Annotated in this window: 20 protein-coding genes and 6 tRNA genes; 8 read left to right on the top strand and 18 right to left on the bottom strand. The window is 68.7% G+C overall.

Annotated elements, in window-relative coordinates; all coding sequences use genetic code 11:
• The first annotated feature begins 57 nt into the window (after positions 1-57).
• Positions 58-390 (top strand): VOC family protein, encoded by a 333-nt coding sequence (locus ACUYM2_RS07565; protein ID WP_481599518.1) that lies wholly within the window; start codon positions 58-60, stop codon positions 388-390.
• Between the two features lie 112 nt (positions 391-502).
• Here the strand turns inward: ACUYM2_RS07565 and ACUYM2_RS07570 are convergent, their stop codons facing one another.
• The 9 genes from ACUYM2_RS07570 to ACUYM2_RS07610 all read right to left on the bottom strand — a co-directional run bounded on the left by ACUYM2_RS07570 (position 503) and on the right by ACUYM2_RS07610 (position 10,759).
• Positions 503-2,668: a 3-hydroxyacyl-CoA dehydrogenase NAD-binding domain-containing protein gene (locus tag ACUYM2_RS07570; protein ID WP_481599519.1), complete on the bottom strand. Its 2,166-nt coding sequence runs from the start codon at positions 2,666-2,668 to the stop codon at positions 503-505.
• Positions 2,665-3,909, bottom strand: coding sequence for a thiolase family protein (locus tag ACUYM2_RS07575; RefSeq protein ID WP_481601434.1), 1,245 nt, complete (start codon positions 3,907-3,909; stop codon positions 2,665-2,667). The genes ACUYM2_RS07570 and ACUYM2_RS07575 overlap by 4 nt, the downstream gene beginning before the upstream one ends.
• 184 nt (positions 3,910-4,093) lie before the next feature.
• A complete protein-coding gene (locus tag ACUYM2_RS07580) occupies positions 4,094-5,497 on the bottom strand; it encodes an HRDC domain-containing protein (protein WP_481599520.1) in 1,404 nt (467 codons plus the stop codon).
• A 63-nt stretch (positions 5,498-5,560) separates the two neighbouring features.
• Complete coding sequence (locus tag ACUYM2_RS07585; protein ID WP_481599521.1) at positions 5,561-6,205, bottom strand: DUF3000 domain-containing protein; 645 nt, start codon at positions 6,203-6,205, stop codon at positions 5,561-5,563.
• A 69-nt stretch (positions 6,206-6,274) separates the two neighbouring features.
• Entirely contained in the window at positions 6,275-7,405 is a 1,131-nt protein-coding gene (locus ACUYM2_RS07590; protein ID WP_481599522.1) for a threonine aldolase family protein, read from the bottom strand.
• Positions 7,406-7,428: 23 nt separating this feature from the next.
• The gene (locus ACUYM2_RS07595) at positions 7,429-8,172 is read right to left on the bottom strand and encodes an SDR family oxidoreductase (protein ID WP_481599523.1); all 744 of its coding nucleotides are present in this window, start codon (positions 8,170-8,172) and stop codon (positions 7,429-7,431) included.
• Positions 8,169-9,575, bottom strand: coding sequence for a DUF6421 family protein (locus ACUYM2_RS07600; protein WP_481599524.1), 1,407 nt, complete (start codon positions 9,573-9,575; stop codon positions 8,169-8,171). The genes ACUYM2_RS07595 and ACUYM2_RS07600 overlap by 4 nt, the downstream gene beginning before the upstream one ends.
• Before the next feature lie 147 nt (positions 9,576-9,722).
• Positions 9,723-10,253 (bottom strand): peptide-methionine (R)-S-oxide reductase MsrB, encoded by a 531-nt coding sequence (msrB, locus tag ACUYM2_RS07605; protein ID WP_481599525.1) that lies wholly within the window; start codon positions 10,251-10,253, stop codon positions 9,723-9,725.
• 14 nt (positions 10,254-10,267) lie between these two features.
• Entirely contained in the window at positions 10,268-10,759 is a 492-nt protein-coding gene (locus ACUYM2_RS07610) for a hypothetical protein (protein WP_481599526.1), read from the bottom strand.
• A 106-nt stretch (positions 10,760-10,865) separates the two neighbouring features.
• Here ACUYM2_RS07610 and ACUYM2_RS07615 point away from each other — a divergent pair, with 106 nt between their 5' ends.
• Positions 10,866-12,188, top strand: a complete 1,323-nt coding sequence (locus ACUYM2_RS07615; RefSeq protein ID WP_481599527.1) for an alpha/beta hydrolase family protein — start codon at positions 10,866-10,868, stop codon at positions 12,186-12,188.
• 105 nt (positions 12,189-12,293) lie between these two features.
• Here the strand turns inward: ACUYM2_RS07615 and ybaK are convergent, their stop codons facing one another.
• The 3 genes from ybaK to ACUYM2_RS07630 are packed head-to-tail and all read right to left on the bottom strand — an operon-like array spanning position 12,294 to position 14,244.
• Positions 12,294-12,791, bottom strand: coding sequence for a Cys-tRNA(Pro) deacylase (gene ybaK / locus ACUYM2_RS07620; RefSeq protein WP_481599528.1), 498 nt, complete (start codon positions 12,789-12,791; stop codon positions 12,294-12,296).
• A 9-nt stretch (positions 12,792-12,800) separates the two neighbouring features.
• A complete protein-coding gene (locus ACUYM2_RS07625) occupies positions 12,801-13,268 on the bottom strand; it encodes a SufE family protein (RefSeq protein WP_481599529.1) in 468 nt (155 codons plus the stop codon).
• Between the two features lie 58 nt (positions 13,269-13,326).
• Positions 13,327-14,244: a sulfurtransferase gene (locus ACUYM2_RS07630; protein ID WP_481599530.1), complete on the bottom strand. Its 918-nt coding sequence runs from the start codon at positions 14,242-14,244 to the stop codon at positions 13,327-13,329.
• Positions 14,245-14,458: 214 nt separating this feature from the next.
• Between ACUYM2_RS07630 and zapE the strand changes: the two genes are divergently transcribed.
• Positions 14,459-15,496, top strand: coding sequence for a cell division protein ZapE (gene zapE / locus ACUYM2_RS07635; RefSeq protein ID WP_481599531.1), 1,038 nt, complete (start codon positions 14,459-14,461; stop codon positions 15,494-15,496).
• Positions 15,497-15,617: 121 nt separating this feature from the next.
• Here the strand turns inward: zapE and ACUYM2_RS07640 are convergent, their stop codons facing one another.
• The 6 genes from ACUYM2_RS07640 to ACUYM2_RS07665 form a co-directional block, all read right to left on the bottom strand.
• On the bottom strand, positions 15,618-15,884 hold the full coding sequence (locus ACUYM2_RS07640; protein ID WP_481599532.1) for an antitoxin: 267 nt from the start codon (positions 15,882-15,884) through the stop codon (positions 15,618-15,620).
• Positions 15,885-16,042: 158 nt separating this feature from the next.
• A tRNA-Val gene (locus ACUYM2_RS07645) sits at positions 16,043-16,117 on the bottom strand.
• Between the two features lie 50 nt (positions 16,118-16,167).
• Positions 16,168-16,240 (bottom strand) — tRNA-Gly (locus ACUYM2_RS07650).
• A 55-nt stretch (positions 16,241-16,295) separates the two neighbouring features.
• Positions 16,296-16,370, bottom strand: a tRNA-Val gene (locus tag ACUYM2_RS07655).
• Positions 16,371-16,410: 40 nt separating this feature from the next.
• Positions 16,411-16,481, bottom strand: a tRNA-Cys gene (locus ACUYM2_RS07660).
• A gap of 47 nt (positions 16,482-16,528) precedes the next feature.
• Positions 16,529-16,601, bottom strand: a tRNA-Gly gene (locus tag ACUYM2_RS07665).
• 362 nt (positions 16,602-16,963) lie between these two features.
• Between ACUYM2_RS07665 and ACUYM2_RS07670 the strand changes: the two genes are divergently transcribed.
• The 5 genes from ACUYM2_RS07670 (at position 16,964) to ACUYM2_RS07690 (ending at position 21,134) form a co-directional block, all read left to right on the top strand.
• Positions 16,964-17,035, top strand: a tRNA-Val gene (locus tag ACUYM2_RS07670).
• 86 nt (positions 17,036-17,121) lie between these two features.
• Complete coding sequence (locus ACUYM2_RS07675) at positions 17,122-17,967, top strand: cytochrome (protein WP_481599533.1); 846 nt, start codon at positions 17,122-17,124, stop codon at positions 17,965-17,967.
• 70 nt (positions 17,968-18,037) lie between these two features.
• Positions 18,038-18,613 (top strand): peptide deformylase, encoded by a 576-nt coding sequence (gene def, locus ACUYM2_RS07680; protein ID WP_481599534.1) that lies wholly within the window; start codon positions 18,038-18,040, stop codon positions 18,611-18,613.
• Positions 18,610-19,530 carry a methionyl-tRNA formyltransferase gene (gene fmt / locus ACUYM2_RS07685; protein ID WP_481599535.1) on the top strand — a complete coding sequence of 307 codons (921 nt, stop codon included), beginning with the start codon at positions 18,610-18,612 and terminating at the stop codon, positions 19,528-19,530. Before def ends, fmt begins: the two co-directional genes overlap by 4 nt.
• The gene (locus ACUYM2_RS07690; protein WP_481599536.1) at positions 19,527-21,134 is read left to right on the top strand and encodes an RsmB/NOP family class I SAM-dependent RNA methyltransferase; all 1,608 of its coding nucleotides are present in this window, start codon (positions 19,527-19,529) and stop codon (positions 21,132-21,134) included. Before fmt ends, ACUYM2_RS07690 begins: the two co-directional genes overlap by 4 nt.
• Positions 21,135-21,138: the final 4 nt, after the last annotated feature.

A 21,138-nucleotide genomic window follows, 5' to 3' on the forward strand; every position in this document is an offset into this window, starting at 1 on the left:
ATATTCCTTGGTGTTTTCCCGTATCCCGGCGGCCAAGCCGTCAACCAGGAGGAATCGATGGTAAACCCGATCGCCCGCGAGATTGGGACGGTCTTCGTCCCGGTCAGCGACATTGCCAAGGCCCGGGACTGGTACAGCGGCCTGCTCGGTTTCCCGGCGGACGGCGACATCCTCTTCGGCCACCTCTATGTGCTGCCGATGAACGGTGCCAGCCTGGTCCTGGACAGCAAAATCTTCTCCGCTGACGCGGTCTTCCGGGTGCCCGCGTTCCATCTCAACACGGGGGACATCCAGGCAGCGCACGTCCACCTGCAGGGCGCCGGTGCGGAGGTCACGGAGATCCGCACCGGCAGTGGTTCAACTTCAAGGACCCGGATGGCAACGTGCTGATGATCTGCGAGTGCTGACGGCAGCGGGGGTTCCGTCGGACCAAGCGCAACGAACGAAGGCGCCGGCGCCCGCGCCATAACGGCGGGGACGGCGGCGCCTTCGTCCTGGGCTGCTAGGCGGCCGGTTCCGACGCCACGCCGGGTGCCAGGAATTTCTTGCCGTTGATCCGCTCGGAGGCGCCCACCCGGTCCAGGTAGGGGGTGATGCCGCCCAGGAACATCGGCCAGCCCGCACCGAGGATCATGCAGAGGTCAATGTCCTCCGGCCCGGCCACCACGCCTTCGGCCAGCATCAGGCCGATTTCCTCGGCGAGGGCGTCCTGCGTGCGGCGCAGCACTTCCTCGGCGGTGGAGGGCGAATCGCCGAAGGACATCAGGGCCAGGGTCTCCGCCGGGATCACCGGCTTGCCGGCTTTCACTGAGGCCGGGTCCCAGAGCGAGGTGATCCCGTTGTCGATCAGGACCTGCAGGTTCTTGGACACCGTGAATCGGTCACCGAAAGCGGCGTGCAACGACTCCTGGACGTGCTGCGCGACAGGGAGCCCCACCATGGCTCCGAGGGTGAAGGGCGTCATCGGCAGGCCCATCGGGCGCAGTGCGTTGTCCGCGACCTCGGCAGGGGTGCCCTCATCAAAGGCTGCCGTCACTTCACCCATCAGCCGCAGCAGCAGCCGGTTGACCACGAACGCGGCGGCGTCCTTGACCAGCACCGCGGACTTCTTCAGGCCCTTGGCCAGCTCGAACGCGGTGGCCAGCACGGCGTCGTCGGTCTTCGGCGCACGGACAATCTCCAGCAGCGGCATCACGGCCACCGGGTTGAAGAAGTGGAAGCCCACCAGCCGTTCAGGGTTCTGCAGGTCCTCCGCCATGGCGGTGACGGACAGCGAGGACGTGTTGGTCGCCAGGATGCACTCGGGTGAGACGATCGCCTCGACCTCCTTGAACACCTGCTTCTTGACGTTGAGCTCCTCGAAGACGGCCTCGATCACGAAGTCGGCGTCGGCGAAGGCTTCCTTGGACACGGAGCCGCTGACCAGGGCCTTGGTCCGGTTGGCGGCGTCCGCGCTGATCCGCTTCTTCGCCAGCAGCTTGTCCACCTCGGCGTGCACGTAGTCCACGCCCTTGTCCACGCGTGCCTGGTCGATGTCCGTCAGGACCACGGGCACCTTGAGCTGGCGTGCGAAGAGCAGCGCGAGCTGGCTGGCCATCAGGCCGGCGCCAACGACGCCGATCTTTGTGACCGGGCGGGCGAGCTTGCGGTCCGGGGCGCCGGCGGGGCGCTTGGAACGGCGCTGCACGAGGTCCAGGAAGGCGTACACCGTGGAGCGGAACTCGTCGGTCTGCATCAGGTCAGCAAGCGTCCGGCATTCCAGTTCTGCCGATTCGGCCTGCGTCATGGTGCGGTTGGCCTCCAGTACGTCCAGCACCTTGGCCGGGGCGGGGGAGGCGTTGGAGGTCTTCGCCTCCACGAAGGCGCGGCCGGCTGCTACGGCGCCGGCCCAGCGTTCGGCAACGTCCGGCGCGGAGGGGTCGACGGCGTTGGCGCGCTCGGGGACGGCGGCGCCGGCGATTACCCGGGCGGCCCAGGCGACGGACTGCTCGACGAAGTCGGCCGGCTCGAAGATGGCGTCCGCGACGCCGAGGTCGTAGGCCTGCGGGCCCGTCAGGGTGCGGTTGTTGCTCAGCGGGTTCTCGATCATCACCTTGACGGCGTTTTCCGGACCGATCAGCCGCGGCAGGATGTACACCCCGCCCCAGCCCGGGATCAGGCCGATGAACGCTTCCGGCAGGGCCAGCGCGCCGGCCCCGGTGGAGACGGTGCGGTAGGTGGACTGCAGGGCGATCTCCAGCCCGCCGCCCAGGGCCAGGCCGTTGATGAAGGCGAAGCTGGGAACGCCGAGGTTGGCCAGGGTGGCGTAGACGTCGTGGCCGAGCTGGGCCATCCAGAGGCCCTGTTCGCGGCCGCTGACCGATTTGACCGTGGACAGGTCCGCGCCGGCAACCAGGAAGTACGGCTTGCCCGTCACGCCGACGCCGGTGATCTCGCCGCGCGCGGCACGTTCCCGCAGCCCCTCCAGCACGGTGCCGAGTTCGATCAGGGTGTTCGGGCCCAGGGTGGTGGGCTTGGAGTGGTCCAGGCCGTTGTCCAGGGTGACCAGGGCGAAGGTGCCGGGGCTCTTGCCGTCGACGGCGGGGAGCTGGATGTCCTGGACGTAGGAATGCGTCACCGTCTCGTTCGGAAACAGCTCGGCAAGCTTGTGGAAATCGGCGGCGCTCATGCTGCTGCTCCAGTCTCGGTGGTCGGGTAGTCGGTGCCGTAGTCGGCGTGGTGCGGGTTTTCCCAGATGACGGTGGCACCCATGCCCAGGCCAATGCACATGGTGGTCATGCCGAAGCGGACCCCGGGGTCCTCCTCGAACTGCCGGGCCAGCTGGTTCATCAGCCGGACACCGGAGGAGGCCAGCGGGTGCCCCACGGCGATCGCGCCGCCGTAGCGGTTGACCCGGGGGTCGTCGTCGGCGATGCCGAAGTGGTCCAGGAAGCTAAGGACCTGCACGGCGAACGCCTCGTTGATCTCGAACAGCCCGATGTCCCCGATGCCGAGCCCGGCGTTCTTGAGCGCCTTTTCGGTGGCGGGGACCGGGCCAATCCCCATGACCTCCGGTTCGACGCCGGCGAAGGCGTAGCTGACCAGGCGCATCTTGACCGGCAGGCCAAGCTCCCCGGCGGCGTCGGCGGAGGCGAGCAGGGCCGCGGTGGCGCCGTCGTTGAGGCCGGCGGCGTTGCCGGCGGTGACGCGGCCGTGGGCCCGGAACGGGGTGCGCAGTGCGGCGAGGTCCTCCAGCGAGGTGCCCGGCCGCGGCGGCTCGTCCACGGTGTTGACGGTCCAGCCCTGGCCCGGCTTCATGGTGGCCACGGGGACCAGGTCCGGCTGGATCTGTTCCTTGGCGTAGGCCGCGGCCAGCTTGTCCTGGGAGGCCACGGCGTAAGCGTCCGTGCGTTCCTTGGTGATGGCGGGGAAACGGTCGTGCAGGTTTTCCGCAGTGTTGCCCATGTTCAGCGCGGCCGGATCCACGATCCGTTCGGACATAAAACGCGGGTTGGGGTCCGCGCCGGCGCCCATCGGGTGGTTGCCCATGTGCTCGACGCCGCCGGCGATCACGACGTCGTAAGCGCCGAAGCCGATGCCGCTGGCCGTCGTCGTCACTGCGGTCATGGCGCCGGCGCACATCCGGTCGATGGCGAAACCGGGAACCGTCCGCGGCAGCCCGGCCAGCAGGGCCGCGGTGCGGCCGATGGTCAGGCCCTGGTCGCCGGTCTGGGTCGTGGCGGCGATGGCCACCTCATCGATCCGTTCGGCCGGCAGGGACGGGTTGCGGCGCATCAGTTCGCGGATGCATTTGACCACCAGGTCGTCGGCGCGGGTTCCGGCGTAAATGCCCTTCTCGCCGGCCCGGCCGAAGGGGGTGCGGACGCCGTCGACAAATACGACGTCGCGGACGGCGTTGCGTCGTCCGATGCTCGGCTTTGCGCCGCTGTGGTTTCCGGTGCTGGCTTGGCTCACGTATTACTCCTCATTGAGACATGGGTGCCGGATCTCCGTCGCCCGGTTGGGGGCCCGGATGGACAGACCTGATCAGGCGGCATCCCTAGCTATGTTACTAATGAGTAACATAGCTGGCAAGGAGTGGGTGGGCCGGCCGTCAGGAAACGGCGTCGGTCGGGGCTGCGGGGTCCGCCGCAGCAGCTTTGGCGTCCTTTGCGGGCAGCGGCTGCGGGTTGAGGAAGGCGTCCGCGATCAGCGGGGCGGTGAGCTGGATCTGCCATTGCCGGGCGCCAAGGTTTTGCAGCTCTTCGGCGATGCCTTCCTCGCTGATCTCCGCCGGCGGCCGCCACGCCACGCGGCGCAGGTAATCGGGGGTGAGCAGGTTTTCGACCGGCAGGTTCAGCTCCTCGGCCTGGGCCTGCAGCTTGGGCCGGGCGGTGGCGAGCCGTGCGGCGGCCTCGGGATCCCGATCGGCCCAGACGCGCGGCGGCGGCGGAGCGTTGGTGGGCAGGTGCAGCGGCGGGAGTTCCTCAAGACTCCGGGCGGTGCTGATGCAGCGCAGCCAGCGCGGGGCCTCGCGCTGCGCGGCCCGGCCGTGGAAGCCCTTGGTGCCGAGCAGTTGCGGGACGGTACTGGGCATGGCCTTGGCGGCGGCCACGAGGGACGAGTCGGGGATAAGCCGGCCAGGGGCGACGTCACGCTTCTGCGCCAGCGAGTCGCGCTCCAGCCAGAGTTCGCGGACCGCGGCGAGCTGGCGCCGGTCGCGGATCTGGTGCAGCCCGGAGGTCTTGCGCCAGGGATCGACGCGCGGCGGCGCCTGGCCGGCTTCGAGGATCGCGGCGAATTCCTGCTCGGCGTACTCCAGTTTGCCGTCGGCGGTGAGGAGCTCGATCAGCTCTTCGCGCAGTTCGGTGAGGACCTCGACGTCAAGCGCGGCGTAGCGCAGCCAGGGTTCCGGCAACGGCCGGGTGGACCAGTCGGCGGCGGAGTGTTCCTTGGCCAGGCCAAAGCCCAGGAGTTGTTCGATCACGGCGGCGAGGCCCACCCGCGGTAGTCCGGCCAGCCGGGCGGCGAGTTCGGTGTCGAAGAGCTTGTCCGGCCACATGCCGAGTTCCGAGAGGCAGGGGAGGTCCTGGCTGGCCGCGTGCAGGATCCATTCAACGCCGCGCAGTGCCTCGTTGATGATGCGCAGGTCGCCGAACGGCTCGGGGTCGATCAGCCAGGTGCCGGCGCCTTCGCGGCGGATCTGTACGAGGAAGGCGCGCTGGCCGTAGCGGAATCCGGAGGCGCGTTCCGCATCAACTCCCGCGGGTCCGTGGCCGGCGGCCAAGGCGGCGGCGCAGCGTTCCAGTCCCGCCCTGGTCTCGATGACGAGCGGGACGCCGTCACGGGGGGCGTCGAGGTCGATGACCTCGGGGACCAGGCTGTCGAAGCCTTCCACCGTGATGTGGGCTGCGGTGTCCCCGGCGTCGGTTGGGCTGGCCACTGCGGAGGGGAGTGTGCCGGCGGCGGTGTTGGTGGCGGTGCCCGCCGTGCTGTTTTCCGGATTATGAGGGGTCATGATGACTCCAGTTTACCGACAACCCTGTCCGTGCAGGCCGAGGCTGCGTCGCTCCGGTCCAGGTCATGCCTGCCGCGGACGCCGTCGGGGCAGTGCGGAAACGCCCTCGGGCAGCGGCGGCAGGCCGGCAAAGGTGCAGACCATGTCCGACCACGCCTCCAGATGGGCGGTGATGTCCCTGCCGGCCGGCGTCCAGGACGCGCGGAGTTCGATGTCGATGGTTCCGGGCCGGTCGGCGAGCGTGCCGAAGCTCTCGGAGAGCACCCGGGTGGCCGTGCCGCCAGCGGAACGGTACTCGGCCTGGTGGTTTTCCAGCGCTTCGACGAGCCAGGTCCAGGCAACGGAACCCAGCATCTCGTCGTTGCCCATATCCGGCTCCAGCTGGGCGCGGATGTAGGTGACAATCCGGAATTCGCCGTCCCAGACGGCCGAGCCGTCCGGGTCGTGCAGCAGGATGAAGCGGCCGGTGGCGAGTTCGACGTCGTCGCTTCCGGACGCCGGCACCAGGGCGGCGGCCGCCGGTCCGTGGACCGCGCCTGTTGCGGCGTCGCCGGGGACGACAACTTCCGCGCCGAGCGCCACCGCGAAGGGCGCGAGCCGCCCGGGTGCCGGGATCTCGTCCAGGCGCAGCTCGCTGCGGCACCGTGCTTTTCGAAGGGTCCCCAGGGCGAAGAGAAAATCCGCCGGAACCTGGTCGAGGGGGTTCACAGTGAAAGGTTATGCATGGGGCCGGTCCCGGCCCGGCAGGCTCGCCGCCGGGCCGGGACCGGCGTGCTGCTAGCCGTCCGCGAGCTCGCGCTTGATCGCGGCGATAAAGGAATCAACGTCTTCCTCGGTGGTGTCGAAGGAGCACATCCAGCGGACCTCGCGTGCCGCTTCGTTCCAGTCATAGAAGCGGAAGGACTTCCGCAGCCGGTCCGCCACCCCGGCGGGCAGGACGGCGAAGACGCCGTTGGACTCCGTCTTCTGGCTCAGCTCGACCCCCGGGATCGACTCCACGCCGGCGCGCAGTCGCGCTGCCATCGCATTGGCGTGCTCGGCCGAACGCAGCCACAGGTCGCCTTCCAGCAGTGCGATGAACTGTGCCGACATAAAGCGCATCTTGGAGGCCAGCTGCATGTTCATCTTGCGCAGGTAGATCAGGCCGTGGGCGGCCTCGGGATTCAGCGCAACCACCACCTCGCCAAAGAGCAGCCCGTTCTTGGTGCCGCCGAAGGAAAGGATGTCCACGCCGGCGTCGCGGGTGAAGGCCCGCAGCGGCACGCCCAGGTGGGCCGCTGCATTGGCGAGGCGGGCGCCGTCCATGTGCAGTTTCATGCCCTTGGAGTGGACATGCTCCGCGATGGCGCGAACCTCGTCGGGGGTGTAGCAGGTGCCCAGCTCGGTGGTCTGCGTGATGGAGACGGCCAGCGGCTGGGCCCGGTGCTCGTCGCCCCAGCCCCAGGCTTCCTGGTCGATCAGGGCGGGGGTGAGCTTGCCGTCCGGCGTCGGGACCTGCAGCAGCTTGATGCCGCCGATCCGCTCCGGCGCGCCGTTCTCGTCCATGTTGATGTGGGCGGTGGAGGCGCAGACGACGGCGCCCCAGCGGGGGAGCAGCGACTGGAGCGACAGGACGTTCGCGCCGGTCCCGTTGAAAACGGGGAAGCACTCGATGCCCGCGCCGAAGTGCTCTTCCATCAGTTCCTGCAGGCGGGCGGTGTAGTCGTCCTCGCCGTAGGACACCTGGTGTCCCTCGTTGGCCGCAGCCAGGGCGGCGAGGACCTCCGGGTGCACGCCGGAGTAGTTGTCCGAGGCGAAGCCGCGGACGGAAGGGTCGTGGAGCCGCACCGCGGTGTTCGCGGGGGCGGCGTCAGTGGTGTTGGTGTCGACCGTCATTGTTTCGACCGTGCTGGTCATCTCTTTGCTCACGCTTTCAGTCTAGGGGTGCCGGCTTACCGGTTGAGGGGAAGCCGCCGGCCGTTCAGTTCCCCGGCGGGGGTCCGGAAAAGCCCGGCGGCGGCCGCCGCCAGCTCCTCGACGTCGGTAAAGCCGGGGAATTTGCGTTCCGGGGAGGCGGCGCGCATCGCGGCGTCCACGAGGGATTTCACCACGAAGATGACGGCCGCGCTGTGCTGCTCCACCGGGCCTGCTGTCGTTCCGGAGTTTCCGGACTGGGCACGCCGGAAGCCGTCGGCCACCGCGAGGGTCCAGGCTTCCGCGGCGGCCTTGGCCGCCACGTAGCTGGCGCCGCCCGCCGTCGGGCTGGCCACCGCGGTGGACGAGACGATGGCCAGCCGTCCGGTGTCCGAAGCGGCGAGGTCGTCGTAGAAGGCCCGGCTGACGTTGCGGAGCGTGGTGACGGCGTTGCGTTCCAGAAAGTCCCAGTCTTCGTCGCTCTGGTCAGTGATGCCCTTGGCGCCGCGCCAGCCACCCACCAGGTGGATCACGCCGTCGATGGGTCCGGCCCGTGCGGCCAGCTCTGCGTGGAGGTCCCGGACCGCCGCCGGATCGGCGAGGTCGCAGGCCAGCGGCACGACGCCGCTGCCGGCTTCGGCGGCGGCGGCCTGGATGCGGGCGGCATCGGAACCGACGGTGAACACCGCGTGCCCCGCACTTCGGAGGGCGCGGGCCACGGCGATTCCGGACGGGCTGCTGCCGCCGGCCACCAGGATGTTGAGCGTGCGTCCGCTGCTCATCCGGCGTTGATCGCCTGGCTGGCGGCCGCGTCCGCGTGGGTGTCTGTCGACCCGGTGATGCCGGCGGTCGATTCAATCACGGTCCGCATCTTCTTTTCCAGCGCCTCGTAGAACATCGAGAGCGGGAACTCGTCGTCGAGCACCTGGTCGGTCAGGCCGCGCGGCGGGCCGTCCAGCGGCAGGGCGCCCGGCCCCTTGGCCCAGACCGAGGCCGGATTGGGCGTCAGGGTGCCGGAGACCAGTTCATAGGCGGCCAGCCAGTGGGCGGTCTTGGGGCGGTCGATCGAGCGCCAGTACAGTTCCTCGATCCGGGCGCCGAGTTCCACGACGACGTCGGCTGCCTCGTCCCAGTCGATGCTGAGCTTGCTGTCGGTCCAGTGCAGTACGTGGTGCTGGTGCATCCAGGCGAAGAGCAGCTGCCCGCCCAGGCCGTCGTAGTTGCGGACGCGGCTGCCGGTGATGGCGAAGCGGAAAATGCGGTCGAAGATGACGGCATACTGGACCAGCTTGGCGTGCCGGCGCGCTTCCGGATCCGCTTCCTCGTCCTTTTCGATCTTCACGGATTCGCGGAAGGCTGTGAGGTCGCAGCGGAGTTCCTCGAGCGAGTACAGGAAGTACGGCATGCGCTGCTTGATCATGAACGGGTCGAACGGCAGGTCCCCGCGCATGTGGGTGCGGTCGTGGATGAGGTCCCACATGACGAAGGTCTCCTGCGTCAGCTCCTGGTCCACGAGCAGGCCGGCGGCGTCCTCGGGCAGCTGCAGCGAGGTGATGTCCGCGGCGGCCCGCAGGACGCGGCGGAACCGGGCGGCCTCGCGGTCGGCGAAGATGGCGCCCCAGGTGAAGGTGGGGGTCTCGCGGACGGCCACGGTCTCGGGGAAGAGTACGGCGGAGTTGGTGTCGTAGCCGGGGGTGAAATCGAGGAAGCGGATCGGGACAAAGAGCTTGTTGGAGTATTCGCCCGCTTCCAGGCCGGCGATAAACTCCGGCCAGATGACCTCGATCAGCACGGCCTCGACCAGGCGGTTGCTGCTGCCGTTCTGCGTGTACATCGGGAAGACCACGAGGTGCTGCAGGCCGTTGACGCGGTGCTGTTGCGGCTGGAACGCCTGGAGCGAGTCCAGGAAATCGGGAACGCCGAATCCGCCGTCGGCCCAGCGCTGGAAGTCGACAGCCAGGAAGTCCAGGTAGCGCGCGTCATGCGGGAAGGCCGGAGCGAGTGCGGCGACAGCTGCCGTGATGGTGGCGACGTGCCCGGCCGCGGCCTCGTGGTCGGCAGCCTCCGGAACGGAGCCGTCCTGGATCTGGAGCGCCTGCAGGGCCGTGGCAGCGGCCTTGAGCCGCTGCCATTCGGGGGAGTCTGCGGTGATCGGGGCAGGGGCGGTGAGGGCGGTCATGGTCATCGTCGGTCGCCTTTCTGGTTGCTTGGAACGTCTACGGCGAGCGTAGCAAGCAAACAGCAGCTCTAACCTAAAAAGCAGCCGAGCGTAAGGAACTCTGAGTCATAGGGCGCCCGGACGCTTTCCAGCTCCAGCGGTTCCGGGGGTCGCTCAGGACTCCATGCCGGCAGGGGCGGCGCCGGCCGCGGGGACAAGCTTCAGGGAGACGGAGTTGATGCAGTAGCGCTGGTCCGTGGGAGTGCCGTACCCCTCGCCTTCGAAGACGTGGCCAAGATGGGAGTCGCAGGCGGCGCACCGCACCTCGATACGGTCCATCCCCATCGTGCGGTCGTGGATGTAGCGCACGGTGCCGTCCGCGAGCGGCGCAAAGAACGAGGGCCAGCCGCAATGCGAGTCGAACTTCTCCCGGCTGGTAAAGAGCTCGGCGCCGCAGGCCCGGCACTGGTACACGCCCTCGGTATGGGTGTCCCAGTATTCGCCGGTGTAGGGCCGTTCCGTTCCGGCCTGGCGCAGCACACGGTACTCCTCCGGGCTCAGTTCCTCGCGCCATTGCTGGTCCGTTTTTTCGACCGGCGCCTGACCGGCCGACACCGTGTTGCCGGCGGTGGGCTCGTTGCCGGCGGCGTCACCGGCGGAGGAGCTGACAGGCGAGACTTTGGGCTTGTTGCTGAAGATGCTCATGACGTCAATAACGCTCAGGAGTCCCCGATAAATCCCGATCCGGCGTACAAATGCAGCACCGGAAGGCCAAGCTTGTCCTGTGCCTCGTTGGCCCAGTCGGTGTGGAAGGTGTCCGCGACAGCGTGCGGACGGGTGATGACTACGGCCTGCCCGGCGTTCAGTTCCTTGACCTTGGCGACCAAGCCGTCCACGGCCCGGCCTTCAACGACTTCGCCGGTCACGCCGCCGCCCAGGCCGCCCAGCGCGGCGAGCGAGGTCGCCAGGGTTTCGGCCGCCGCCGTCCGTTCCACGGCCGGATCCGGGTGCTTGGCGGTCAAGTCCCGGAACGCCTTGGCGATCTCCAGCATGGAAAGGTTCTCCAGGAAGTCCACCAGCAGGTGGCGCTCGGTGTTCGCCGGGACCAGGACGACCAGCGGCGAGTCGCTGTCGGCCACGAGGGTCTCGATGTTGACGCGGTCGTCCGCGCCGAGGGGCTCTTCTGTCAGGATGACGATTGGGTCGCTCATGCCCCCAGCCTAGCTGTTATTGTGCCGGCGGCTGCCGCCCCGGCGCGGATCGGGCCGCGGTGCGCCGGATGCCGGGCTTGGCCGGGAGTTCGGTAAGAATGGTGCCATGGCATCCTCCCTGCGCCTCGTCCCGCAAAAGCCCCGGACCCTGACTGCCCGCGGGGCCTCCCGCCTCCTGCAGGCCAGGCTGCCGGACAGCGGTGCTCCGGACACGGCCGTCCCGGGGAGCGCCAAGTGGGCGGTGGCAGGCATCATCGGCGGAGGTGCCGCGGCTGGCCTCCTTGCCGCGGGATCCTCGGCGCTGGCCCTGTACTTTGCCCGGCGTGTGATCACCCCGGTCCGGGTCCGCGAGGAGGACCAGGAGGTGCTGGCGGTGATCCGCGAGGGCCGCCGGCAGCAGGTCATCCTCAAGGCGACCCCGGATTCCACCGTGGAGGGCGTGTACGGTTTCTTTTTCGACGGCGGCCGCGGGCACGCCCGGCTGGGCCGGATCCTGTCCTATTCCCCGGCTGAGCAGACGGTCCTGCGCGAAGTGGAAGCCGTCTACAGCGGCGACCTGACGACGGCGCGCCGCGGCTACTGGAGCGGGGCCGTCCACCCGGATCCTGCGGCCATCGGGCTGCCGTTCGAAGAGGTGCAGATCGAGGTCGACGGCGGAACAGCGCCGGCGTGGCTGGTCCCCGCGGTCCCGGGCGCCGATGCGCCGTCGTCGGACACGTGGGCGATCATGGTGCACGGGCGCGGAGCCTCGCGGCAGGAGGGCTTGCGGGCCGTCCGGGTGGCCCGGGAACTCGGTCTGACGAGCCTGCTGATTTCCTACCGCAACGATGGTCTGGCGCCCTCCGCCGAGGACGGCCGCTACGGCTTGGGGTCCACCGAGTGGCGCGATGTGGAGGCCGCGATTGCCTACGCGGTGGAACAGGGCGCCCATGAGGTGGTGCTCTTTGGCTGGTCGATGGGCGGGGCCATCTGCCTGCAGACCGCGGACCTGTCCCGTTACCACCACCTGATCCGGGCCATGGTGCTGGATGCCCCGGTGATCAACTGGGTCAACGTCCTGGCCCACCACGCAGAGCTGAACCGGATCCCCTCCGCCGTCGGACGCTACGGCCAGCTGATGATGAGCCACCCGCTGGGCCGTCGGCTGACCGGGCTGGCAGCTCCGGTGGACCTCAAGGCGATGGACTGGGTGTCCCGCGCCGTCGAGCTCCGGACGCCGACGCTGATCCTGCACTCCGTCGACGACGAATACGTCCCCTACGGTCCGTCCGCGGACCTCGCGGAGAAGAATCCGGAGATGGTCACCTTCGAGGCGTTCAACACGGCGCGGCACACCAAGGAATGGAACGTTGACCCGGAGCGCTGGGAGTCGCTGGTCACGGCCTGGCTGCGGCAGCAGCTCGCACCCCGGCCCTCCCCGTCCGGCTAACCCCTGGAGCGCGAACGTTCACTTGCGGCCCCGCCCTGGAGCGCGAACGTACACTTGCGGCCCCGTTGCGCGCGCAAAAGCGGGCCCCAAGTGTACGTTCGCGCTTTAGCTGCGGTGCGAGCCGATCCGGGCCGTGCTGGCGCCGGTCAACCGGATCAGGTCGGCCGGGCTGAGTTCCAGGTCCAGGCCACGGCGGCCGCCTGACACGAGGATGGTCTCCAGCTCCAGCGCGCTCGCGTCGACCACGGTGGGGGAGGGCTGCCGCTGTCCCAGCGGCGAGATGCCGCCGAGCACGTAGCCGGTGCGGCGCTCCGCCGTCGCCGGGTCTGCCATCGCCGCCTTCTTGCCGCCCAGGGCTGCGGCCATCGCCTTCAGGTCCAGATTGCCGCTCACCGGCACGACGCCGACGGCGAGGCGCCCGTCGACGTCGACCATCAGCGTCTTGAAGACCCGGGCAGGGTCAATGCCCAGCACTTCCGCGGCCTCCATCCCGTAACTGGTGGCGGCGGGGTCGTGGCTGTAGGGGTGCGCGACGAAGGAAACCCCTGCCGCCACGAGTGCCGCGGTGGCAGGGGTTCCCTGGGATGCCTGTTTGCGTGCCACAGGACCGGCTCAGGCCTGCTGCGGCAGGGCAGCAACCTTGCGCTTAATGCGGCCGAGCATCGCCGTCATTCCGCGCATCCGCAACGGAGTGATGGCCCGGGTGAGGCCCAGCAGCTCGGGCATGTCGTCCGGAACGGCGAGGATCTCGGCCGGGCTGAGCCCGTCGAGTCCCTCGTGCAGCACGCCGGCGAATCCGCGGGTTGTGGGAGCCTCCGGCGGCGCCTTGAAGAACAAACGCACCCGCTCCGGCGCGCCGCCGGACTGCCCGTCGCCGGGTTCGGTCTCGATCGTCAGGAACAGCGGCGACTGGCATTCCACCACCTGCTCCATCAGCTCCGGGTGGTCCTGCAGGCGCGCCGGGGGATCCGGCAGCTCGCGGGAAAACTCGAGCAGCAGCTGCAGCCGCTCGGCTTCTTCGAGGGCCTGGAAATCATCAACAATATCCGCCAAGGCGGCGGGGAGGGCAGAAGTATTCATCACTCCCAGCTTACGCACGGCGGGCGGATGTGTCCCGGTCCGGTCCGGTGGCTGCCCGCTAGAACCCTGCCGGCACGGTGCCGCGGTCGGTGCCCTTGACGATCGGGACACGCACGGCGTTTCCCCACTCCGTCCAGGAACCGTCGTAGTTGCGGACAGTGTCGAAGCCCAGCAGGTACTTGAGCGCGAACCAGGTGTGGCTGGACCGCTCGCCGATCCGGCAGTAGGCCACAACGTCGTCGCCCTCCTTGAGTCCGGCCTCGTCCAGGTACAGGGCCTCCAGCTCGGGGCGGCTGCGGTAGGTGCCGTCTTCCGCGGCGGCGCGGGCCCAGGGGATGGACGCGGCGGTGGGGATGTGGCCCCCGCGCAGGGCGCCCTCTTCCGGGTAGGCCGGCATGTGCGTGCGCTGGCCGGTGTACTCCTCGGCCGAGCGGACGTCGATCAGCGGCTTGCCGAAGTGCGCCAGCACGTCGTCCTTGAAGGCGCGGATCGGGGCGTCGTTGCGTTCGACGACGGGGTAGTCACCCGGCGCAGGGACCGTCCGGTCCGTGGTCATCGGGCGGCCCTCGGCGATCCACTTGTCCCGGCCGCCGTCGAGCAGCCGGACATCCTCGTGGCCGAAGAGCGTGAAGACCCACAGCGCGTAGGCGGCCCACCAGTTCGACTTGTCGCCGTAGATCACCACGGTGCTGTCGCGCGAGATCCCCTTCGCGGCCGCCAGTGCGGCGAAGGTTTCACCGTCGACGTAATCGCGGGTGACCTCATCGTTCAGGTCGGTGTGCCAGTCGATCTTCACCGCGCCCGGGATGTGGCCGGTTTCGTACAGCAGCACGTCCTCGTCCGACTCGACGACCACCAGTTTGCCGCCGTCGAGCGCGCCGCCTTCGATGGCCGCCGCGAGCCACTCGGTAGAAACCAGGCGCTCGGGGTGGGCGTAGGCGGCAAATTTGTCGTTCTGCTCAACGGGGTAGGGCATGAAGATGGCCTTTCACTGGGCGGTCATGGGACCGGGCGATGGATGGTGCGCGGCGCCGGGCCTGCTACCACCCTAGCCACGCTCCGGCGGGATTGCTCAACCGGCTTCTTGAGCGGAAATATGGCCTTGGTCACGTCGGATCCCGCGCCCGGAAGGGAAACCCGCCTTTGCCGGTATTCTTTCTGGGGACACGAGACCAGCAGAACGGACCACCTTGGTACAGATCGAACAGCTCGCCGCCAGAACACCGGCGGTTTCCGTCGATGAACTCCTCAACGGGTTTTATCCGTCGCCGCGCTTCGGTGAGGTGTCCTTCGCCAGCTACCGGCCGGACCCGGCCCAGCCAAGCCAGGCCCACGCGGTCCACGCCCTGCAAAGCTTCGCGGCCGGCATCGGCTCCCGGGACGGCGACGGCTTGTTCAAGCGGCTCTTCGGTAAGAAAGACACCTCGCGGGCGGGCATCTACCTCGACGGCGGCTTCGGCGTCGGCAAGACCCACCTGCTCGCCTCGCTGTGGCACGCAGCCCCGGGGCCCAAGGCCTTTGGCACCTTCGTGGAGTACACCAACCTGGTGGGCGCGTTGTCCTTCCGCAAGACCGTGGAGGCGCTCAGCCACTACAAGCTGGTCTGCATCGATGAGTTCGAACTCGACGATCCGGGCGACACGGTCCTGATGTCCCGGCTGATGCGCGAGCTCGCCGACGCCGGGGTCAAGCTCGCCGCGACGTCCAACACCCTGCCGGGTTCCCTCGGCGACGGCCGCTTTGCCGCGGTCGACTTCGCCCGCGAGATCCAGGTGCTGGCAGACCAGTTCGACGTCGTGCGGATCGACGGCGAGGACTTCCGCCACCGCGGCCTGCCGAAGGCGCCCGCGCCCTTGCGCAATGACGAGCTAACGCACCACATGAAGGCGGAGTTCGACGGCCGGACGGTGGCCAAGGACGAATTCAGCACCTTGATCAACCACCTCGCCGGCGTGCACCCGAGCCGCTACCGGCAGCTGATCGACGGGATCGACGGCGTGGTGTGGCGCAACGTCGAGACCATCACCGAACAGGCCGTCGCGCTGCGCTTTGTGGTCCTGGCGGACCGGCTGTACGACAAGGACGTGCCGATCCTGGCCAGCGGCGTGCCGTTCGACCAGCTCTTCACCGAGGAAATGATGACCGGCGGGTATATGAAGAAGTACTTCCGCGCCGTGTCCCGGCTCACCGCGCTGGCCCGGGAGGGCCAGAACCACGAGCCTTCCTAGCCCCGGGCGCGACGGCCACCCAACTGACTCGCAGTAGTTGGGGAGTCCACGTTGGCCGTTAAACGACGAAGGTGCCGGCGCCGCCTCTCGGCGGGACCGGCACCTCGCTGACGTACCTGGGTCAGAGGCCCTGCTGCCGGGGTTCCCCGGCGACGGGTGGCTCACCCGCGACATGCGGCTCTGCGGCGGGGGCCGTTGCCGGCCGGCCGTCCGCGTTGTCCACGTAGTCGGAGGCGCCTCGCTGGGCGGAATCTACTTTGTCGGCATATTTTCCGCCGGTCTTCGAATCGACGAAATCACCCGCCTTTTCGATGCCGTCCTTGATGGCCTGTTCGTTGCCACCAATCAGATGCTGAGCCTTGCCCTTTAGATCGTCAATTAAACCCACGGGCACCTCCCTTCGGTCGCGGAGCCAGATCGCTCCTAGCGCTTTCGATCCTAACCGGCAGGTGGAGACGTGCCAAGGGTGTACGCCCAGAGGAGAAAGACCCTGGGGAGGGAACGCGGATAGGCATGAAAAAAGCAGCCCCGGGGGAGCTGCTCTCGTGGTGGGCGATACTGGGATCGAACCAGTGACCTCTTCCGTGTCAGGGAAGCGCGCTACCGCTGCGCCAATCGCCCGCAACCGGAAGGATCCGGAGTGGAGTTGTGTGAATCTGGTGAAACATGAGAGCGGACGACGAGATTCGAACTCGCGACATCCACCTTGGCAAGGTGGTGCTCTACCAGCTGAGCTACGTCCGCATTTAGTCCGTTCCGGCTGGGCCGGTGGTACTGGATCAAGCAAGTTGCCTTGCTCTGGTGGGCGATACTGGGATCGAACCAGTGACCTCTTCCGTGTCAGGGAAGCGCGCTACCGCTGCGCCAATCGCCCCTTCGTATCCGGCCGGAACCGGAAACCAGGGTTTTCACCGAGGTGGGTACGGGATTCGAACCCGTGTATACGGCTTTGCAGGCCGCTGCCTCGCCTCTCGGCCAACCCACCGTGTAGACAGGATTCCAGAGGAACCTTATCCGTGACAGTGTCCTGCGAGCGGACGACGAGATTCGAACTCGCGACATCCACCTTGGCAAGGTGGTGCTCTACCAGCTGAGCTACGTCCGCAATGTTGCCTGCGATTCACTGCCGCAATCGGCATTTCCTCGCGTTCCAACGAGTAAGAACTCTATAGGAGGTTCAGGGAACTTACAAATCGGGGCACGTTCCCCGCCGTGTTACCCCCGTCCTTCCCTGCAATCTAGCGGATTTTGCTAATTACAGGGGTGTAATTTGGACGGGCTTCGGCGACGTCGGGGCCGGGCGCCTGAGGGGTGGGGAGTCGACGGTGGTCAGTCGCCTGAGCGGTAGGACGACGACGGCGGCCGGAGCCGCGGGCCGCTTGCGGACCGGCCACAAGGGAGCAGCGCGGACGTCGGGAGCGCCGATTTCTAAATTCCGCCGGGGTGGGCTAGCATTCAATGGCACCGGGGCGATTGGCGCAGTGGTAGCGCGCTTCGTTCACACCGAAGAGGTCACTGGTTCGAACCCAGTATCGCCCACCTGGAAAATGGTCCGTTCCGCTCACAGAGCGGGGCGGGCCATTTTGTTTTCCTGCAGCGTCCGACCCCTGTGAAAGAGTCTTTCTATGACCGCCCCGCTTCTCGCCCACGCCACCGACTACGGCCGGATGTATGCCCGTTCCACATCCGAGCAGTTCTCTGTCCCGTCCATCACGACGGTGATCGGCCAGCAGCCCCACGGCCTGGATGGCTGGTTCGGCTACATGGGCGCCAACAGCCTCGCCGCGGATCCCGCGCTCCCGGCCATCCTGGGCAGCCCGGCCAAGGTGCGGCAGGCGGTAAGCCGTGCCGCCAAGGCAGCCGAAACGCACCGGGACGACGCCGCCAAGCGCGGCGACCGCGTCCACAACTACTGCGAGCAGGTGGCCCTGCGGGCGCTTGGCCGTCCGCACCAGATGAAGGAAACCCGCGAGGCACTGGCGGCCAACGGCGAGGAAGCATTTGCTGCGCGCTTCGACGAGTGGTGGGAGCTGTTCCAGGTGGAGCCGGTTGCTCCGGAAATCACGGTCTGGAACAAGACGGTGGGCTATGCCGGCACCCTGGACCTGGTGGCGAAAATCAACGGCCGCACCTGCCTCATCGACTACAAGACCAAGGGAACCAGCCGTGACGGCACGGTCAAGCCGCTCGATGACAAGGTGGTGATGCAGCTGGTGGCCGGGATGAAAGCGGAAGAAAGCCTGGTGGACCCGGTGGCAGGGGACTGGGAAGCCTGGCAGCACGGTGACTCCCCGATCCTCCTCGCGGTGGCCATCGGCGAAACGGAGGTACGGCCGCAACGGGCAAACCCGGAGGTGCTCAAGCACCACTGGTGGAAGTTCTGCGCGCTGCGGCGGGTCTGGGAGATGTCCGCCGACACCCTGGCCGCCGGACCGGCCCTGCTGCCGATCGCACCGCCGGCAGCCCGCTGAGCCGGAAACCCGCGGCAACCACTAAACTGGACGGGATCCCGAAGCCGCCCACCGTGAGGACACACCGCCCATGGCCATCTTGAATATCCGCATCATTGGGGACCCTGTGCTGCGCACAGTTGCTGATCCCGTGACGGAATTCGGGCCTGAGCTGGAGAAGCTCGTCGCCGACATGACCGAAACCATGGAGGACGTGGAGGGCGCCGGCCTGGCTGCGCCTCAGGTCGGTATCAGCCAGCGGGTCTTCACGTACCGCATCCGCGGGGTCGAGGGCCACATCATCAACCCGGTGCTGGAAAACAGCGATGACTTCCAGCCGGACGAGGTGGAAGGCTGCCTGTCCATTCCCGGGATCGGTTTCCCGGTCCGCCGGCACCGCACCACCCGCGCCACCGGCGTCGACGTGCACGGCAACCCGGTGGTGCTCGAAGGCGAGGGGATGCTCGCCCGGGTCTTCCAGCACGAGACCGACCACCTGGACGGCATCCTCTTCACCGACCGGCTTGAAGGCGAGGACCGCAAGGCGGCCCTGCGCGCCATCCGCAACGCGAACTACGACTCCATCACGGAGCAGACGACGTCGAAGCGGGCCAAGACCGTCGGCTCGAGCTTCGGTGCGGGTTCCGCCTTCGGAACCGGCCAGTGAGGGTCCTTTTCGCGGGAACCCCGGCCGTCGCCGTTCCGTCGCTGGATGCCCTCATCGCGGCCGGATTCGACGTCGTCGCCGTGCTGACCCGGCCGGACGCACCGCTGGGACGCAAACGGGTCCTCACGCCTTCACCGGTCGCCGCCCGTGCCGCGGAACTCGGAATCGAGGTCATCCATGCCGCCAAGGTCGATGCCGGCGTGACGGCCAGGATCGGTGCCGCCGCACCCGACGTCGCCGCGATTGTGGCCTACGGCGGGCTCATTCCGCGGGCGGCCCTGGACATTCCGCGGCACGGCTGGATCAACCTGCATTTTTCGCTGCTGCCGGCCTGGCGCGGCGCAGCTCCGGTCCAGCGCGCCCTGATCGCCGGGGATGACATCACCGGCGCCGTGACGTTCCGGCTTGAGGAGGGCCTGGACACCGGACCGGTGTACGGCACCCTGACCGAGGCCGTGCGTCCAGCTGACACAGCCGGCGAGCTGCTGGAACGCCTGTCGCACAGCGGCGCCGTGCTGCTGACCCAGACTCTGTCCGCCGTCGACGCGGGCAAAGCCACCGCCGCGCCGCAGCAGGGAGAGGTCAGCCTGGCCCCTAAACTCACCCTCGACGACGGTCGGCTGGACTGGCACCAGCCGGCCCTGGCGATCGGACGCCGGTCCCGCGGCGTGACTCCGGAGCCCGGCGCCTGGACCACGCTGGAGGGTCAACGCGTCAAACTTGAACCGGTGCTGCTCCGCCCGGCCGCCACGGCCCTGCCCCCGGGGCAACTGGCCCTGGACGGGAAGGCGGTCCTGGTCGGGACCGGCTCGCACCCCGTAGAGCTCACCCGGGTCCAGCCTGCGGGCAAAAAGATGATGACCGCCGCTGATTGGGCGCGCGGACAGGCAACACTGGAAAGCGTGGTCTTCGAATGAGCGAATCCGGATCCAACGGCAACGGCCGGGGACGCGGCGCTGCCGCCGGCGGCCCGTCCTTCGCCGGTAAGGGCGGCCAGGGCGGCCGCGGCGGCCAGGGCCCCGGGGGCGGCGTCAAGCGGAACGCGCAGGGGCGCGAACGGAACCGCGGACCGCAGCGCGGCTTCACCGAAAACGCCCCCTCCCAGCGCACCCGGCGCGCTGATCCGGCCCGGCTGGTGGCCTTCGAAGTGCTGCGTGCAGTGGCCGCCGAGGACGCCTACGCGAACCTGGTGCTGCCTGCCCGGATCCGCCACCACGGACTGGACAAACGCGACGCCGGGTTCGCCACCGAGCTCAGCTACGGCGCGCTCCGCGGTCAGGGCACGTACGACGCCATCCTCGCCCGCTGCGTGGACCGCCCGTTGGACCAGTTGGACCCGGCCATCCTCGACGCGCTGCGGATCGGCGCCCACCAGCTGCTGGCCATGCGGGTCCCGGCCCACGCCGCCCTCGACGAAACCGTGGGCCTGGCCCGCGCCGTCATTGGGGCCGGGCCGTCCGGCCTGATCAACGCAGTGCTCCGCAAGGTCTCCGCGCACACCCTCGACGAGTGGCTCGAACTGCTGCTCAGAGACGAGCAGGACGAAACCAAGGTCGCCTCGGTCCGCTACGCCCACCCCGAGTGGATCGTGCGCGCTTTCCGGCAGTCCCTCGTGGCGCACGGCCGCCCGGTCAGCGAAATCAACGAGCTCCTGGAGGCGGACAACGCCGCCCCCGTGGTGAACCTGGTGGCCCTTCCCGGCCTCGGCAGCCTGGACGAAGCCCTCGAAAGCGGCGCCACCCCCGGCGAGCTGGTGGAAGGTTCGGCTCTTTCCAGCGGCGGGGACCTCGGCCGGCTCGCCTCCGTGCGGGACGGCAGCACCAGGGTCCAGGACGTCGGCTCCCAGCTGGTGGCCCGCGCCCTGGCATCGGTGGACCTTGCTGCGGGAACCGCGAAAACCACCGCCGGCAGCCAGGCCGACGGCGAACGCTGGCTTGACCTCTGCGCCGGCCCGGGCGGCAAGGCGGCCCTGCTCGGCGCGCTGGCCCGGCAGCACGGCGCCACCCTGCTCGCCAACGAGCCGGCGCCGCACCGCGCGAAGCTCGTCCGGCAGGCGCTGGGCGCCGTCCCGCACGAGGTCTGGCACGTCCGCACCGGCGACGGCCGCGAGGTCGGTTCCGAGATGGCGGAAAGCTTCGACCGGGTGCTCGTGGACGTGCCCTGCACCGGGCTGGGCGCGCTGCGCCGCCGCCCGGAATCCCGCTGGCGGCGCACCCCCAAGGACCTCGTGGACCTTGGTCCGCTGCAGCGCGAACTGCTCAAGTCGGCCCTGGACGCGGTCAAGCCCGGCGGCGTCGTGGCGTACGTGACCTGCTCTCCGCACCCGGCCGAGACCACCGCCGTCGTCAGCGACGCGCTGCGCAAGCGCGATGACCTCGAACTGCTCGACGCCGGCGCCGCCCTGGACGCGGTAAGCCTCACCGGCCACCTCGACGCGGGCCACGACCTCACCGCCCAGCTCTGGCCGCACCGGCACCGGACGGACGCCATGTTCCTGGCGCTCATCCACAAAAAAGCCTGAGCCC

It is taken from the genome of Arthrobacter sp. SD1074B, assembly GCF_056780195.1.

What these genes read in the sequence shown, in the direction of transcription:
- ACUYM2_RS07565 (WP_481599518.1), top strand. Translation starts at nt 58, where the DNA reads ATGGTAAACCCGATCGCCCGCGAGATTGGGACGGTCTTCGTCCCGGTC.
- ACUYM2_RS07570 (WP_481599519.1), bottom strand. Translation starts at nt 2,668, where the DNA reads ATGAGCGCCGCCGATTTCCACAAGCTTGCCGAGCTGTTTCCGAACGAG.
- ACUYM2_RS07580 (WP_481599520.1), bottom strand. Translation starts at nt 5,497, where the DNA reads ATGACCCCTCATAATCCGGAAAACAGCACGGCGGGCACCGCCACCAAC.
- ACUYM2_RS07595 (WP_481599523.1), bottom strand. Translation starts at nt 8,172, where the DNA reads ATGAGCAGCGGACGCACGCTCAACATCCTGGTGGCCGGCGGCAGCAGC.
- ACUYM2_RS07600 (WP_481599524.1), bottom strand. Translation starts at nt 9,575, where the DNA reads ATGACCATGACCGCCCTCACCGCCCCTGCCCCGATCACCGCAGACTCC.
- msrB (WP_481599525.1), bottom strand. Translation starts at nt 10,253, where the DNA reads ATGAGCATCTTCAGCAACAAGCCCAAAGTCTCGCCTGTCAGCTCCTCC.
- ACUYM2_RS07610 (WP_481599526.1), bottom strand. Translation starts at nt 10,759, where the DNA reads ATGAGCGACCCAATCGTCATCCTGACAGAAGAGCCCCTCGGCGCGGAC.
- ACUYM2_RS07615 (WP_481599527.1), top strand. Translation starts at nt 10,866, where the DNA reads ATGGCATCCTCCCTGCGCCTCGTCCCGCAAAAGCCCCGGACCCTGACT.
- ACUYM2_RS07625 (WP_481599529.1), bottom strand. Translation starts at nt 13,268, where the DNA reads ATGAATACTTCTGCCCTCCCCGCCGCCTTGGCGGATATTGTTGATGAT.
- ACUYM2_RS07630 (WP_481599530.1), bottom strand. Translation starts at nt 14,244, where the DNA reads ATGCCCTACCCCGTTGAGCAGAACGACAAATTTGCCGCCTACGCCCAC.
- ACUYM2_RS07675 (WP_481599533.1), top strand. Translation starts at nt 17,122, where the DNA reads ATGACCGCCCCGCTTCTCGCCCACGCCACCGACTACGGCCGGATGTAT.
- def (WP_481599534.1), top strand. Translation starts at nt 18,038, where the DNA reads ATGGCCATCTTGAATATCCGCATCATTGGGGACCCTGTGCTGCGCACA.
- ACUYM2_RS07690 (WP_481599536.1), top strand. Translation starts at nt 19,527, where the DNA reads ATGAGCGAATCCGGATCCAACGGCAACGGCCGGGGACGCGGCGCTGCC.